Raw genomic sequence first — 13,788 nt, 5'->3', positions numbered from 1 at the left:
CGGACGTCGAGACTGTCGAGACGCGGTGAGATGACAGAGCACCTGACCCCCAAGCAGCTCACCAAGCACTACCTGGCCCTGCTCGTCGAGAAGGCCCCCGGCTACGCGGTCGAGGTCCGCGTCCCGCCGTACGGCGCGGTGCAGGCCGTCGAGGGCGGCCGGCACACCAGGGGCACCCCGCGCGCGGTCGTCGAGACCGACCCGGACACCTGGATCGCGGTCGCGACCGGAGCGATGACGTGGCAGGACGCCATCGACCAGGGCCTGATCCGGGCCTCCGGCGAGCGCACCGACCTCTCGCCCTACCTCCCCTTGGACTGAGGTCTCGCGGTCAGCCTCGGACGACCTTGACCTTGACCACGGCAGAGTGCGCTGCCTGGCCGTCGACGTTGCCGCCGAAGGAGACCCGGAACCGGTGCGTGCCCTTCCGCAGCCGCTTGGTGATCCGGATGCTGGCCCTGCCGTTGCGCAAGGTGGCCTGGCCGTAGACGGTGGTGCCCGACTTCAGGACGACCCGGCCGGTCTGCGCGCGCCTCTCGTCCGTGATGTACGAGGAGACGGAGACCGGAACCTGGATCCTCCGCTTCTTCGCGGCCCGCAGCGTGTACGACCGGCGCGGCGCGGCCCGGACCGCGGTCCTCGGAACCGTGTAGGCCCAGAGCTCCGCTCCCGCCGCCGGGTCGCTGCTCCGGCTCCGCATCATCACGATCGTGCTGCCGAGGTAGCCGAGGACGTGGTCGTGGACCGTGGTCCCGGGCACCGGCCTGATCTTGCCGTCGTACCGGTACAGGTAGGAGGCCCCGATGTCGCTGTCGAAGGCGAACCCGCTGCTCCCGGGGACGATCACTCCCGGCGACGACGATCCGGGACCGGGCACGACGTCCTTGAACAGCCTGGTGCTCGGGTTGTTGCCCTGCGTGAACCACAGCTCGCGCCCGTGCGCGACGCTGGTTGCCGAGAAGAAGATGCCCCAGTCGCTGAAGGCGACCAGGTGGCCGGGGGTGAGACCGCTGGCGGGGTCGCCCGCGTAGACCAGGTGCGCGTCGGTGTCGCTGCCGGCCCGGTCCAGGCCCCACAGCTCGTCGCGGATCCCGTCGGCGGTGGCGGCGAAGACGACGTCGTGGGACAACGGGTCCGCTACGAACTCCCGAGGGTCGCTGCTGCCCGGTCCCGGATTGATGTCCTTGACGAGCGCGGCGGTCTCCTCGCCGGAGAAGGACCACGGCTCGGTCCCGAGGTTCGTCGTCGCGCTGAACACGACCGACGCGCCGACCTTGGCGAAGTTCGAGGGGTCCGAGCTCGGGGGCCCCGGGTTGAGGTCTCCCCGTGACGTCGTGCTCGCGAGGCTGCCGGCACTGAACCAGGGCTCGCGGCCCGTGGCGGAGGTCGTCGCCGCGAACACCACCGCGTCCGGGTCCCCGACCAGGGCCTTGTAGCCGGCGAGGGAGCCGGGATCCGAGCCGGTGGGTCCCGGCTCCAGGTCGACGCTGCTCGTGGTGGCCGCGGTGCCGGTGGTGACGTGCAGCTCACGGCCTTCGCTCGGCGTACTGGCGGCGTAGTAGAGCCGTCCGCCCGAGGAGGTCAGGTTGCTCGGTGACGAGGAGCCAGGGCCCGGTGTCTCGTCCTTGACCAGGGAGGTCCCCGCCGCCGTCCCGTTGGTGCTCCACAGCTCCTGTCCGTGCGCGCAGTCGTCCGCGGCGAAGTAGGCCCGGGAGCCCGCGACGACGAGCTTCGCCCCGCCCGAGCCTCCCGGGCCCGGGCAGATGTCGCGCAGCAGCACGGTGCCCGAGCGAGTCCCGTCGGTGGTCCACAGCTCGGTGCCGTGCCGGCGATCGTCGAGGAGCAGCAGCATCCGGCGGTTCAGGCTCGCCGACGCCCGGACGATCACGCCCTCGGTGCCGGGCACGATCTCCCGCACCGGGTACGGCGCGGGGCCGAAGGCGACCGGAACGGCGGCCTGCGCCGACTCGACGGGCACCACCAGGACAGCGGCGACGCCGAGGGTCAGCGCACGGGTCAGAAGGCGTCTCATCAGCGGTGTCCTTACCGGAGTGCGCCAGCTTGCTTTGCGGCACTACCGAGTACTGGTTCGTCTGCGGTGCGCCAGCCTAGCGGAGGACGACGGCGTCCTTGTTGGTGGCGAGGTAGGCGTCGAGGCGGTCCTTGCGCAGGGCGTCCCAGAGCGCGGCGTCCTTGGCCCGGTCGAGCACGATCCCCTGGGGTCCGTCCGGCTGGTCCGCGGTCGGGACCGTCAGGAACGTGGTGTTCGTGGTCCGCAGGTGCCGCATCGAGAACAGGGTCAGGAACATGCTCGGGTAGGAGAACCCTTCCTCGAGCGTCAGGTTGATCGCCGTTGCCCGGAGCATCTTCTGCACCCGGAACGGGTTGGTGACCTTGCCGCCGTCCACCGCGGTGCGCATCAGCGCCCGCAGCATGCTCTGCTGCCGCTCGACCCGGTCCAGGTCGCCGCGGGGGAGGCAGGGCGCGAGCGACATGTACTCCAGCGACTGGATGCCGTCGAGGCGGCGCGCGCCGGCCGGCACGTTGCACGCCTCGCGCGGCACGTCGAGGACGACCCCGCCGAGCTGGTCGGTGATCTCGCGCAGCGCGTTCATGTTCAGGGTCGCCACCTCGTCGACGGCCACCCCGCTGTACTCCTCGATCGTGCGCACGTAGAGCTTCGCGCCGCCCTGCGCGTAGGCGTCGCTGAGCTTGCCCTCGCCGCCCCCGGGCATCGGCAGCACGCTGTCCGCCGGGATCGAGATCACGTACATCGCCCGGTTGTCCCGGGTCAGGTGGAGCAGCATCACCAGGTCGCTGGTCAGCAGGTCGTGCTTCCAGCCGGTCCCGGTGACCGTCTGGGCATCCGGCTCCTCAGGATTCGATCCCACGAGGAGGAAGGTCTTGCCCGGGGTGTTGAGCCCCGCCTGTCCGTGGGCGACCGGCATCCGCTCGAGGCCGCCGAAGGTCCACTGGAACCAGCTCACGCCGAGCACCAGGACCAGCGCGACGAGGACCCCGGTGACCTTGAGGATCCGCTTGTTCCGGCGCTTGCGACGCACCTTGCGCTTGTGCGCCTCGCGGCGTTCGCGACGGCGCTCGAGCGCCTCCTCGGTCTCCTTCGGCTTGTCGACCCAGGAGAGGTCGTCGTCGTTGATCAAGGAGACCTGGGGCGGTGCCTCGGGGAGATCGGCGAGGTCGGCGTACGGGCTCGGGGGGAGGTTCTCGGGCGCGGTCTCCGGGGCAGCTTCGGGGCCTGTTTCCGGGCCCGCTTCCGGGGTGCCCTCAGCGTCGGGCTGCTCCTCGGGCGGGTCCGGCGTCACGGGGCTTCCTCGCTGCTGCAGGGGTGATGCTCGCGAAAGAGTACGACGGGTGCCGCGGGCCGTTCTGGATTGCGCCCGGGGACCGAGATGGGAGATTCCCCCCACCTCGTCCTGGTCAAACGCCCGGACTAGCCTGGCTTCATGAGCCTCGATGACTTGCGCCAGCGCGTCCAGGACGTCCTCCCCGGCATCCGACGCGACCTGGAGGACCTGGTCCGGATCCAGTCGGTGAGCGCCGACCCGGCGCGTGCCGGCGAGGTCGAGCGGAGTGCCGAGGCCGTCCGCGCCCTGTTCGCGGCCGAGGGCTTCGAGTCCCGGATCGCCCGGGCCGAGGCCGGTGCCGCCCCGGCCGTGATCGCCCACCGGGCCGGACCCGAGGGGGCGCCGACGGTGCTGCTCTACGCCCACCACGACGTCCAACCCGAGAACGACCACGCGGACTGGGACAGCCCGCCGTGGGAGCCGACCGAGCGCGACGGCCGGCTCTACGGTCGCGGCGCCGCTGACGACAAGGCCGGGATCGTGGCGCACCTGGCCGCGATCCGGGCGCTCGGCGACGACCTCGCCGTCGGCGTCACCATGTTCGTCGAGGGCGAGGAGGAGGTCGGCTCGGACTCGTTGCCGGCCCTGCTCGCCCAGGAGAAGGACTCCCTCGCCGCCGACGTCATCGTGATCGCCGACAGCGGCAACTGGGACATCGGCGTCCCGGCGCTGACGACCAGCCTGCGCGGCCTGATCCGGGTCGACGTCGAGGTCCGGACCCTGACGCACGCGGTGCACTCGGGCATGTGGGGCGGCCTGGTGCCGGACTCGTTGATGACGCTGGCCCGGCTCATCGCCAGCCTGCACGACGACGAGGGCAGCGTGGCGATCGCCGGGCTCCACCAGGGTCCGGCCGACGACGTCGAGTACCCCGAGGAGCGGTTGCGTGCGGAGTCCGGCGCGGTGCCCGGGATCCGCTGGATCGGCTCGGGCCCGGTCGTCGAACGGCTGTGGACCAAGCCCGCGCTCAGCATCACCGGCCTCGACGCGCCGCAGGTCTTCGGCGCCAGCAACACCCTGGTGCCGAGCGCCCGTGCCCGGATCTCGCTGCGGATCGCGCCGGGTGACACCACCGCCAACGCCGTCACCTGCCTGCGCCGGCACCTGGAGGAGCACATCGCCTGGGGAGCCGAGCTGACCATCACCGTGGTCGACACCGGTGAGGCGACCGCGATCGACGCGGAGGGTCCGGCGTACGACGTCGCCCGGGACGCGTTCACCGAGGCCTGGGACGGCGTCCGCCCGGTGGACATGGGCGTCGGCGGGTCGATCCCGTTCATTGCCGAGTTCGTCGACGCCTTCCCGAACGCGAGCGTGCTGGTCACCGGCGTCGAGGATCCCGACACCCGGGCCCACGGAGCCAACGAGGGGCTCCACCTGGCGGAGTTCGAGCGGGTCTGTCTCGCCGAAACGCTGCTGCTGGCGAACCTGGCCTCGATCCGCCCGTAGACTTCTCCCGTGGCCCCTTCTGGACAGCCCCGTACCTCACCTCGGGGCGACGGACGTCTGACTCACGAACTCGACCCCCACGACCGCGGACCCCAGGACGCGTGCGGCGTCTTCGGCGTCTGGGCCCCCGGTGAGGACGTCGCGAAGCTCGCCTACTACGGCATCTACGCGCTCCAGCACCGCGGCCAGGAGTCGGCCGGTATCGCGGTCAGCAACGGCCGCCAGATCCTGGTCTACAAGGACATGGGCCTGGTCTCGCAGGTCTTCGACGAGTCGACGCTCTCCTCGCTGAAGGGTCACCTCGCGATCGGGCACGCGCGCTACTCGACCACGGGTGCGAGCACCTGGCACAACGCCCAGCCGACGTTCCGGCCGACCGCGCACGGTTCGATCGCGCTCGGCCACAACGGCAACCTGACCAACACCAGCGACCTGGCCCAGATGGTCGCCGACCTGCCGAGCGATTCCGGCGAGCTCGACATCCACGCACGCAACCTGGAGACCAGCACCAACGACACCTCGCTGGTGACCGCGCTGCTGGCCTACCACCCGGACCAGTCCTTGGAGGACCGTGCCGCCGAGCTGCTGCCCCAGGTCAAGGGCGCGTACTCGTTCGTCTGGATGGACGAGGGCACCCTGTACGCCGCCCGCGACCCGCAGGGCGTCCGGCCGCTGGTGCTCGGCCGCCTCGAGCGCGGCTGGGTGGTCGCCTCGGAGACCGCGGCGCTGGACATCGTCGGCGCCTCGTACGTCCGCGAGGTCGAGCCGGGCGAGCTGATCGCCGTCGACGAGGACGGGCTCCGCACCCGCCGCTTCGCCGAGGCCGAGCCCAAGGGCTGCCTCTTCGAGTTCGTCTACCTGGCCCGCCCGGACACCCGGATCTCCAACCAGCGGGTGCACAGCGTCCGGGTCGAGATCGGCCGCCGCCTGGCGCAGGACTTCCCGGCCGACGCCGACCTGGTGATCCCGGTTCCGGAGTCCGGTACGCCGGCCGCGATCGGCTACGCCGAGCAGAGCGGCATCCCGTACGGCGTCGGGCTGGTCAAGAACTCCTACGTCGGACGCACCTTCATCCAGCCGAGCCAGACGATCCGCCAGCTCGGCATCCGGCTCAAGCTGAACCCGCTGCGCGACGTCATCGAGGGCAAGCGGCTCGTCGTCGTCGACGACTCGATCGTCCGCGGCAACACCCAGCGGGCGCTCGTCCGGATGCTCCGCGAAGCCGGTGCCCGTGAGGTCCACGTCCGGATCTCCTCGCCGCCGGTGAAGTGGCCGTGCTTCTACGGCATCGACTTCGCGACCCGGGCCGAGCTGATCGCCAACGGCCTGTCCGCCGAGGAGATCTGCGAGTCGATCGGTGCCGACTCGCTCGCCTACATCTCGCTGGAGAGCCTGGTCGACGCGACCACCGTGCCGTCGGACAACCTCTGCCGGGCCTGCTTCGACGGGGTCTACCCGATCGCGCTGCCCGAGCCGGAACTGCTCGGCAAGCACCTGCTCGAGGCGACCGTGCTCGCGCCCGACCGCCCGCTCGACGTCGACGGGCTGGCGGCGTCGCTCGCCGGAGGCGGTGCCGTCGACGCCCTCGAACGCCCCTGACGTCGCCCGACCTCCTCGGGAACCGCACAGAAGCTAAGGAAACGATGAGTACTTACGAAGCCGCCGGCGTCTCCATCGAGGCCGGCGACCGGGCCGTCGAGCTGATGAAGGTCTCCATCGAGAAGGCCCGTCGTCCCGAGATGCTCGGTGGCATCGGCGGCTTCGCCGGGCTCTTCGACGCCAGCGCGCTGAAGGGCTACGCGCAGCCGATCCTGGCGACGTCGACCGACGGGGTCGGCACCAAGGTCGCGATCGCGCAGGCCCTCGACAAGCACGACACGATCGGCTTCGACCTGGTCGGCATGGTCGTCGACGACCTGGTCGTCTGCGGGGCCGAGCCGCTCTTCATGACCGACTACATCGCGACCGGCAAGGTAGTCCCGGAGCGGATCGCGGCGATCGTCCAGGGCATCGCGGACGCGTGCGTCGAGGCCGGCTGTGCGCTCTCCGGCGGCGAGACCGCCGAGCACCCGGGCCTCCTCGGGCCGGACGAGTACGACGTCGCCGGCGCTGCCACCGGTGTCGTGGACGCCGCGAACCTGCTGGGCTCGAACCTGGTCCGCCCCGGTGACGTGGTGATCGCGATGGCGTCGAGCGGGCTGCACTCGAACGGGTACTCGCTGGTCCGCCACGTGCTGCTCAACCAGGCGAAGCGCTCGCTGACCGAGCACGTCGACGACCTTGGTCGCACGCTCGGCGAGGAGCTGCTCGAGCCGACCCGGATCTACGCCAAGGCGTGCCTGGATCTGGCCCGCCGTACCGGCACGCACGCGATGTCGCACATCACCGGCGGCGGACTGGCCGCGAACCTGGAGCGGGTGCTGCCCGACGACGTGACGGTCACCCTCGACCGGACCACCTGGGAGCTGCCGGCCGTCTTCTCGCTGGTCGCGGAGACCGGCGGTGTCGAGCGCGCGGACCTGGAGAAGACCCTGAACTGCGGGGTCGGCATGGTGTCGCTGACGCCGGCCGACGAGGCGGACGCCGCGATCGCAGTCCTCGCGGAGCACGGGATCCCCGCCTGGGTCGCCGGTTCGGTGAGTGCCGCCGAGGAGAACGCGGACCGGGGCGTCGTACGCCTGGTCGGCGACTACGCCTAGGAGCGAGCCCGAGCCGCTCGCGCCCAAGGCCCCGCGCAAGCCAGTTACGGGCCCGTTCTGGGCCCGCTTCTGGGCCCGTTCCACCAGGCCCGGTGCGCTCAACAGGCGATCCCATGTGCGGGAATGCGCCTCGGCCAGGTACGGTTGTCCACACGAGACGATGAATCCGACCGGCAGCCCTGGAGCGCCGGCCAAGTGTGCGAGGGGGTCGACCCAATGGGACGCGGCCGAGCTAAGGCAAAGCAGACCAAAGTTGCTCGCGATCTGAAGTATCAGACGCACGAGACCGACTTCGGCGCACTGGCGAACGAGCTGCACGGGGAGAACCGGTCCTCGGCGGAGACCGCGGCGCCGGAAACCGACGACTACGACGACTGGGCGGACTACACGCCCACCTCGTCGCGCGACTGACTCCTGCGCTCAGGACAGGCTCGGACCTGTCGAAGATGTCCGTTTCGGGACCTAGCGGCGTCGATCACGCGGCCCTACGATCTCGAAGCCTTCTGGTTACGCACTGTCTGCCCGATTTGTCGCCCGGTCTAGACCGTCAAGTAGATGTCCGTTTGGTCGGCTTTACACGAGTTGCCGTGACTGTCATGCTCGGTCATGTCGTCCAGAAGTTGATCAACCCAAACGAGGGGCCCACGATGCAGCACAACTCCGAAACCGAGACCCTGCTGACGCCTGCAGAGGTTGCCGCGATGTTCCGCGTCGACCCGAAGACCGTCACCCGCTGGGCCAAGGCCGGCAAGTTGAGCGCCATCCGGACGCTCGGCGGCCACCGCCGCTACCGCGAGGCCGAGGTCAAGGAGCTCCTGGGCGGTGTCATTCCGACCCAGCGCGGCGCCGCAGACTGAAGCGTTCGGCGCTCAGCGCAACCAAGCATTCCGGAACCCGATGTCTCAGACATCGGGTTCCGGTGGTTTTCCGGGCCCGGGCGACGACCGGGCCGCGAGGTCAGAACTGACCGTGCCGCCCAGCGCCCTCGGCGAAGCGGGCGGCACCCTGGAGCGCCTCGGCGGTGACGGCGCCCAGACCGTGGTGGTACTCGGCGAGCAGGGCCGCCGGTTCGTCGAGGGACCACTGGCCCAGCGCGCTGGCGCGGTCGCTGCGCAGGCAGACCTGCGGGAACGCGGCGATCTGGCCGGCGAGCTCGCGGGCTGCGGCGAGGGCGTTCCCCGGGGCGGCGACCCGGTTGGCGAGGCCGATCGCCAGCGCCTCGGCGGCGTCGACCGGTCGCCCGGTCAGGATCAGGTCCATCGCCCGGGACTCGCCGATCAGCCGGGGGAGGCGGACCGTGCCGCCGTCGATCAGCGGAACGCCCCACCGGCGGCAGAAGACCCCGAACACGGCGTCCTCGGCGGCGACCCTGAGGTCGCACCAGACCGCTAGCTCCAGGCCGCCCGCGACCGCGTGCCCCTCGACCGCGGCGATGGTGGGCTTGGAGAGCTGCATCCTGCTGGGACCCATCGGGCCGTCGCCGTCGGGAGCGAGCCGGTTGGCCCGCTCGGTGGGCAGTGCCTTGAGGTCGGCCCCGGCGCAGAACGTCCCGCCGGCACCGGTGAGGATCGCGACCGCGAGGTCGTCGTCGGCGTCGTACCGGCGGAACGCGTCGGCCAGCGCTGCGGCGGTCGGCCCGTCGACGGCGTTGCGCACCTCCGGTCGGTCGATCGTGATGATCGCGACGGGTCCCTCGATCTCGTAGTGAACGGTCATGGATGCATTCAACAGGCGTCGTCGTCGGGTGGCGATCCATCCTGTCCGATTTGCGCAATTCGGGAGCGAAAGACGAATCCGGGGCGCACACTGGACGATGAGAAGGGTGTCGGAGCGGGGAGGGCTCCGGTGCCGAGGCTCACGAGGGGGACTCGAGATGAACACGCTGGAAGAACAGGTTGACGTCACGACCTGGGACGGTGACGCCACTGCGGCGTACCACGACGAGGTCTGGTCGGCCTGGTTGCACGGCAGCGTCGCCGCTGTGCACGACGCCGGGCGCCTGCTGCTCCTGGTGCCGGTCGCGATCCTGACGCCCGCGGCGATCGCGCTGGCGCTGCGGCTCTACAAGGTCGGCGCCGTCACCGTCCTCGACTGAGGGGCCCTCCAGGGAGCCTCCTACGCTGGACGCATGCGCAGGGAACCGCTCGACCGCACCAGCCTGATCTCGCTGGTCGTGGCACTGGCCTGCGTCGTCGGGATGGTGATCGCGGTTCCGTCGCTGCTGCCCGCGCCACTGCGTGACCTCGTCGGTCTCGGTCCGGAGCGGATCGCGCCGGCGCAGCAGGGTCCGTCGAGCGGGTCGTACGCGTTCCTGGCGCACCAGCCCGGCGATCCGGACGTTCCGGTCGGCTACGACCCGTGCAAGCGGATCGCCGTACGGGTCAACCTCGAGGGTGCTCCACCGGACAGCCTCGACCTGCTCCGGGAGGCGATGGCCCGGGTCGAGGGGGCGACCGGGCTGCGCTTCGACTACCAGGGCACCAGCGATCAGCGTCCGCGGTGGGAGAGCCAGTTCGTGCCGGTGATCTTCGGCCGGGTCCGCACCACGCCCGCCCTGATCAGCTGGGCGACGGCCGACGAGGTCAAGGTGCTCGCCGGCAAGGTGGTCGGTGTCGGCGGCAGCGCGGCGGTGGGGGTCGACGGCGGCCGGGACCGGTACGTCACCGGCGGCGTCACCTTCGATGCCGAGGCGTTCGCCGAGCTGGACCGATCGGCCGACGGCCGGCAGCAGGAGCTGGCGATCATGCTGCACGAGCTCGGTCACCTGGTCGGCCTCGCGCACGTCGACGACGAGCGCGAGCTGATGTACCCCGACACCGACGGCACCGTGCTCGACTACGGCCCGGGGGATCTGGCGGGACTGGCGAGGATCGGGGCGATCGACTGCCTCTGAGCGGAAGCTCAGGATGCGAAGTCGTAGTCCTCGAACGGGAAGTGCCCCGCCCGCCACATCGTCTCCAGGGTCGGGCTGGCCCGGAACGGGGTGTCGCCGTGCTCGTCGAAGTAGTAGCTGTTGGCGACGCTGCAGGACTCCTCGGTGAAGACCTGCCGGGGCCGGCGCGCCAGCATCGAGGCGAAGTAGCGGTCGTTGGCCTCCTGCTTGACCTCGATCGCGGTGGCGCCGCGCTTGCCGGCCTCGGTCAGGCAGCGGACGATGTGCGCCATCTGGGTCTCGATCAGGTTGAAGTACGACGACCCGTTGTAGCCGTACGGGCCGAGGATCGAGAACATGTTCGGGAACCCGGGCACGCTGACGCCCTCGTAGGCCTGGGCCCGGTTGACCGCCCACCACTCGCCGAGGTCGACGTCCCGGCTCACGCAGGGGAAGCCCGGCATGTTGTCGCGCTCGAAGACCTTGAACCCGGTCGCCAGCACCAGCACGTCGATCGGGTACTCGGCACCAGCCTCGGTGCGGACACCGGTCGGGGTGATCTCGGCGATCGGGTCGGTCTCCAGGTGGACGTCGTCGCGGTTGAACGTGGACAGGTAGGAGTTGTGGAAGCTGGGACGCTTGCAGCCGACCGCGTACTGCGGCGTCAGCTTCGCGCGGACAGCCGGGTCGTGCACCTGGTCCCGGAGCGCCTTGCGGCCGAGCCGCTCGCCGGACGACGCCAGGTGCAGCGGGTGGTGGAAGTGCGCCGCCAGCGGGAAGGTCAGCTCGACGTACGTCTGGCTGGCGAACCGGGTCAGCAGCTGGGCGCCCGGGACCCTGCCGAGGATCGCCCGGGTCGTCGGTGACAGCGCGGCGTCCGGCTTCGGCAGGCACCAGATCGCGGTGCGCTGGAAGACGGTGAGCTGCTCGACCTCCTCGGCGATGGCCGGGATCAGCTGCACCGCCGATGCGCCGGTGCCGATCACGCCGACGCGCTTGCCGCGCAGGTCCAGGTCGTGGTCCCAGCGCGCGGTGTGCACGGTCTCGCCCGCGAACGACTCGAGACCCGGGATGGCCGGCGGCTTCGGCTTGGTCAGGACTCCGGTCGCGTTGACGAGGTAGCGCGCGGTCAGGGTGTCGCCCTGGGAGGTCGATACCGTCCACTGCGCGGTGGCGTCGTCGTACGAGGTGCCGGTGACGGCGCTGTTCAGGCGGATCCGGTCGCGCAGGCCGTACTTCTGCACGCAGTGCTCGGCGTACCCCTTCAGCTCCTCGCCGGGGGCGTAGACCCGGGTCCAGCGGCTGCTCCGCTCGAACGAGAACTGGTAGCTGAACGAGGGGATGTCGACCGCCACGCCCGGGTAGGTGTTCCAGTGCCAGGCCCCGCCGACGCCGTCGCCCTCCTCGAGGACGAGGTAGTCGCTGAAGCCGGCCTTGTCGAGCAGGATCGCGGCGCCGATGCCGGAGAACCCGCCGCCGATCACGATGACGTCGTGCTGTGGCTGCATGGCCTCAACGTAGCCGCGCCGGCCGGAGGTGTCCTCCTACTCCGGGAGGACGGTCCGGTCGCGGCCGCCGAGCCGGACCCGCCACACGCAGGCGACGACCAGCAAGCAGAACGCGCCGATGATGGTGCCGACGACCGCTGCCTGGCCGAGCCACATCCGGATCCCCGGCGCGGCCGTGGTGATTGCCGCCGTGACGCCGGAGCCGACGGTGAGGACGAGGACCGCTCCGACCGCGGGGAGGCCGAGACCGGGCACGGTGGCCGGCCTCGGAGTCCGCGGCCGGGCCCGTACGGCGAGCAGTCCCCAGCCGGCGACCACGAGGAGCCCGAGCACGCTCGACCCGTACTGCGCCCACTCGGAGCCGTAGTGCCCCGCGATCGAGTCGCGCAGCAGCGGGACCCGCTCGGCGCCCCAGCGGCCGTGGTGGGTGAACGAGTCCCAGGCCAGGTGGGTCAGCGACCCGAGCACGGCCGCCGGCACCACCAGTGCCCACTGTCGCGAGGAGTACCGCACGGTCGGCTCCAGTCGCTCCCGGATCGCGGGGACCAGGTCGACCAGCGGGTCGCGGAGCATCCTGAACCAGAACAGCACCGCGACGACGCTCAGCGCCAGGTCGACGGTGAGGACGCCGAACAGGCTGTGGGTGACGTCGTACGCGCCCCGGAGCCGGAGGAACATCGGTGCGTCCGGCGCCATCGAACCGGCCACCATCGCGGCGACCGGCAGCGGCGTGCCGCGGAGCAGCAGGATCGCCGCCGGGTGGCTGAGGGTGAAGGGCACCCGGGAAGCCTAGGAGACGGCCGGGCAGGCATCCTTGTCCCATGCAATTCTCCGAGGCCGAGCTGACCGCAGCGCTGACCGGTGTCGCCAAGGCGGCGTTCGCGGCGCAGTCGAAGGAGATCCGCAAGGGCAAGGTCGACCTCGAGCAGGCCTGGCTCGACCTGGGCGGCTACGGGCGCTACCAGCTGCTGGAGCCGCTCGGCTCGCAGGTGCTGCCGATCCTGATCGCGCTGCCGGACGTGACGCGCGTGGTCGGCGAGCGGCCGGCGTACTCGACGGCCGAGATCCGCGCCGCGGTCGAGGAGACCACCGGCGAGGAGGGCGGCCGGCTCCGCCGCAAGGCGCTGGTGCTGGCCCGGGTCGCGCTGACCCAGACGGCGCTGGCGAACGTGCCGCCGTGGTCCGACCCGGACACGTTCGTGGTGCCGGACTCGCTCTGATCGAGGCTTAGAGTCTCCGCATGAGCTCCGAAGGACGGCCCCGCGGGCGCCCGCCGATGGTGGGCCGTCGGGAGGAGATCCTGGACGCCGCCGTCGAGGTGATGGCGATCCACGGGATCGAGGGGATGAGCCTGGCCCAGCTCGCCGAGGAGCTCGGGCTGAGCACCTACGCCCTGACCTACCACTTCGGGTCCAAGGAGGGCGTGCTCGCGGCGATCGCCCTGCACGTCGAGCAGCGTCTGCAGCGGGAGTTCACCGACCGGGTCAACGTCGATCAGGTGACCGTCGGCTCGCTGGTCCGCGGCTACTGGACGAGCTACGGGAATGTCGGTGCGGCGGCGTCGACGCGGCTGTGGCTGGAAATCGGCCTGCTCGCCAGCCGCGACCCGGAGCGCTTCCCGGGATTCCTCGACGCGATGGTCGACCGGTGGCGGGTGATGGTGGCCGGACTGCTGCCCGGGCACCCCGACGCGGAGGAGATCGGGTCGATCGCGTTCGCGGTGATGTCGGGGCTGGAGCTGCTGGAGCTGGCCCGGCCGGGCAGCGTGACCGACGCGACGCTCGACCAGCTGGTGGCGATGTTCGAGAACGCTGTCGGGACCTAGACCACTATTTACATCACGACCGTGATGAGAAATGCTGTCGGGGTTCGAACCGAGCCTTCGTGCACCCGAG

15 protein-coding genes are annotated in these 13,788 nt (G+C 71.0%); 10 read left to right on the top strand and 5 right to left on the bottom strand.

The features are described from left to right. Positions 1 to 30 precede the first annotated feature (30 nt). Positions 31 to 321, top strand: a complete 291-nt coding sequence (locus EFK50_RS18970; RefSeq protein WP_183407919.1) for a sterol carrier family protein — start codon at positions 31 to 33, stop codon at positions 319 to 321. A 10-nt stretch (positions 322 to 331) separates the two neighbouring features. Here the strand turns inward: EFK50_RS18970 and EFK50_RS18965 are convergent, their stop codons facing one another. Both EFK50_RS18965 and EFK50_RS18960 read right to left on the bottom strand, forming a co-directional pair. Then, positions 332 to 2,032, bottom strand: coding sequence for an ELWxxDGT repeat protein (locus EFK50_RS18965; RefSeq protein WP_123229169.1), 1,701 nt, complete (start codon positions 2,030 to 2,032; stop codon positions 332 to 334). Positions 2,033 to 2,108: 76 nt separating this feature from the next. Further along, a complete protein-coding gene (locus EFK50_RS18960; protein WP_123229168.1) occupies positions 2,109 to 3,323 on the bottom strand; it encodes an LCP family protein in 1,215 nt (404 codons plus the stop codon). Positions 3,324 to 3,464: 141 nt separating this feature from the next. Between EFK50_RS18960 and EFK50_RS18955 the strand changes: the two genes are divergently transcribed. The 5 genes from EFK50_RS18955 (at position 3,465) to EFK50_RS18935 (ending at position 8,370) form a co-directional block, all read left to right on the top strand. Continuing rightward, a complete protein-coding gene (locus EFK50_RS18955) occupies positions 3,465 to 4,814 on the top strand; it encodes a dipeptidase (protein WP_123229167.1) in 1,350 nt (449 codons plus the stop codon). 9 nt (positions 4,815 to 4,823) lie between these two features. Beyond that, positions 4,824 to 6,413: an amidophosphoribosyltransferase gene (purF, locus tag EFK50_RS18950; RefSeq protein WP_123229166.1), complete on the top strand. Its 1,590-nt coding sequence runs from the start codon at positions 4,824 to 4,826 to the stop codon at positions 6,411 to 6,413. A 44-nt stretch (positions 6,414 to 6,457) separates the two neighbouring features. Beyond that, on the top strand, positions 6,458 to 7,513 hold the full coding sequence (gene purM / locus EFK50_RS18945; RefSeq protein ID WP_123229165.1) for a phosphoribosylformylglycinamidine cyclo-ligase: 1,056 nt from the start codon (positions 6,458 to 6,460) through the stop codon (positions 7,511 to 7,513). Positions 7,514 to 7,636: 123 nt separating this feature from the next. Beyond that, positions 7,637 to 7,924: a DUF3073 domain-containing protein gene (locus EFK50_RS18940; RefSeq protein WP_425454393.1), complete on the top strand. Its 288-nt coding sequence runs from the start codon at positions 7,637 to 7,639 to the stop codon at positions 7,922 to 7,924. A 236-nt stretch (positions 7,925 to 8,160) separates the two neighbouring features. Beyond that, positions 8,161 to 8,370 carry a BldC family transcriptional regulator gene (locus tag EFK50_RS18935; protein ID WP_123229164.1) on the top strand — a complete coding sequence of 70 codons (210 nt, stop codon included), beginning with the start codon at positions 8,161 to 8,163 and terminating at the stop codon, positions 8,368 to 8,370. Between the two features lie 100 nt (positions 8,371 to 8,470). On the opposite strand, the gene EFK50_RS18930 is transcribed toward EFK50_RS18935, so the two are convergent. Further along, positions 8,471 to 9,229, bottom strand: coding sequence for a crotonase/enoyl-CoA hydratase family protein (locus tag EFK50_RS18930; RefSeq protein ID WP_123229163.1), 759 nt, complete (start codon positions 9,227 to 9,229; stop codon positions 8,471 to 8,473). 157 nt (positions 9,230 to 9,386) lie between these two features. On the opposite strand from EFK50_RS18930, the gene EFK50_RS18925 reads away from it, so the two are divergent. Then, positions 9,387 to 9,608, top strand: a complete 222-nt coding sequence (locus EFK50_RS18925) for a hypothetical protein (RefSeq protein ID WP_123229162.1) — start codon at positions 9,387 to 9,389, stop codon at positions 9,606 to 9,608. Between the two features lie 33 nt (positions 9,609 to 9,641). Next, on the top strand, positions 9,642 to 10,406 hold the full coding sequence (locus EFK50_RS18920; RefSeq protein ID WP_123229161.1) for a matrixin family metalloprotease: 765 nt from the start codon (positions 9,642 to 9,644) through the stop codon (positions 10,404 to 10,406). A gap of 8 nt (positions 10,407 to 10,414) precedes the next feature. Here the strand turns inward: EFK50_RS18920 and EFK50_RS18915 are convergent, their stop codons facing one another. Together EFK50_RS18915 and EFK50_RS18910 are read right to left on the bottom strand one after the other, a co-directional pair. Continuing rightward, a complete protein-coding gene (locus EFK50_RS18915; RefSeq protein ID WP_123229160.1) occupies positions 10,415 to 11,893 on the bottom strand; it encodes a flavin-containing monooxygenase in 1,479 nt (492 codons plus the stop codon). Positions 11,894 to 11,929: 36 nt separating this feature from the next. Beyond that, positions 11,930 to 12,673: a DUF4184 family protein gene (locus EFK50_RS18910; protein WP_123229159.1), complete on the bottom strand. Its 744-nt coding sequence runs from the start codon at positions 12,671 to 12,673 to the stop codon at positions 11,930 to 11,932. A 41-nt stretch (positions 12,674 to 12,714) separates the two neighbouring features. Here EFK50_RS18910 and EFK50_RS18905 point away from each other — a divergent pair, with 41 nt between their 5' ends. Together EFK50_RS18905 and EFK50_RS18900 are read left to right on the top strand one after the other, a co-directional pair. Further along, positions 12,715 to 13,113, top strand: coding sequence for a hypothetical protein (locus EFK50_RS18905; protein WP_123229158.1), 399 nt, complete (start codon positions 12,715 to 12,717; stop codon positions 13,111 to 13,113). A 20-nt stretch (positions 13,114 to 13,133) separates the two neighbouring features. Continuing rightward, a complete protein-coding gene (locus tag EFK50_RS18900) occupies positions 13,134 to 13,718 on the top strand; it encodes a TetR/AcrR family transcriptional regulator (RefSeq protein WP_123229157.1) in 585 nt (194 codons plus the stop codon). The last annotated feature ends 70 nt before the right edge of the window (positions 13,719 to 13,788 follow it).

The organism is Nocardioides marmoriginsengisoli, assembly GCF_003725695.1.
In the GTDB taxonomy this organism is placed as follows: Bacteria; Actinomycetota; Actinomycetes; order Propionibacteriales; family Nocardioidaceae; genus Marmoricola; species Marmoricola marmoriginsengisoli.
The sequence above is the reverse complement of the archived record's forward strand: the minus strand, read 5'-3'. Positions and strand labels throughout refer to the sequence as shown.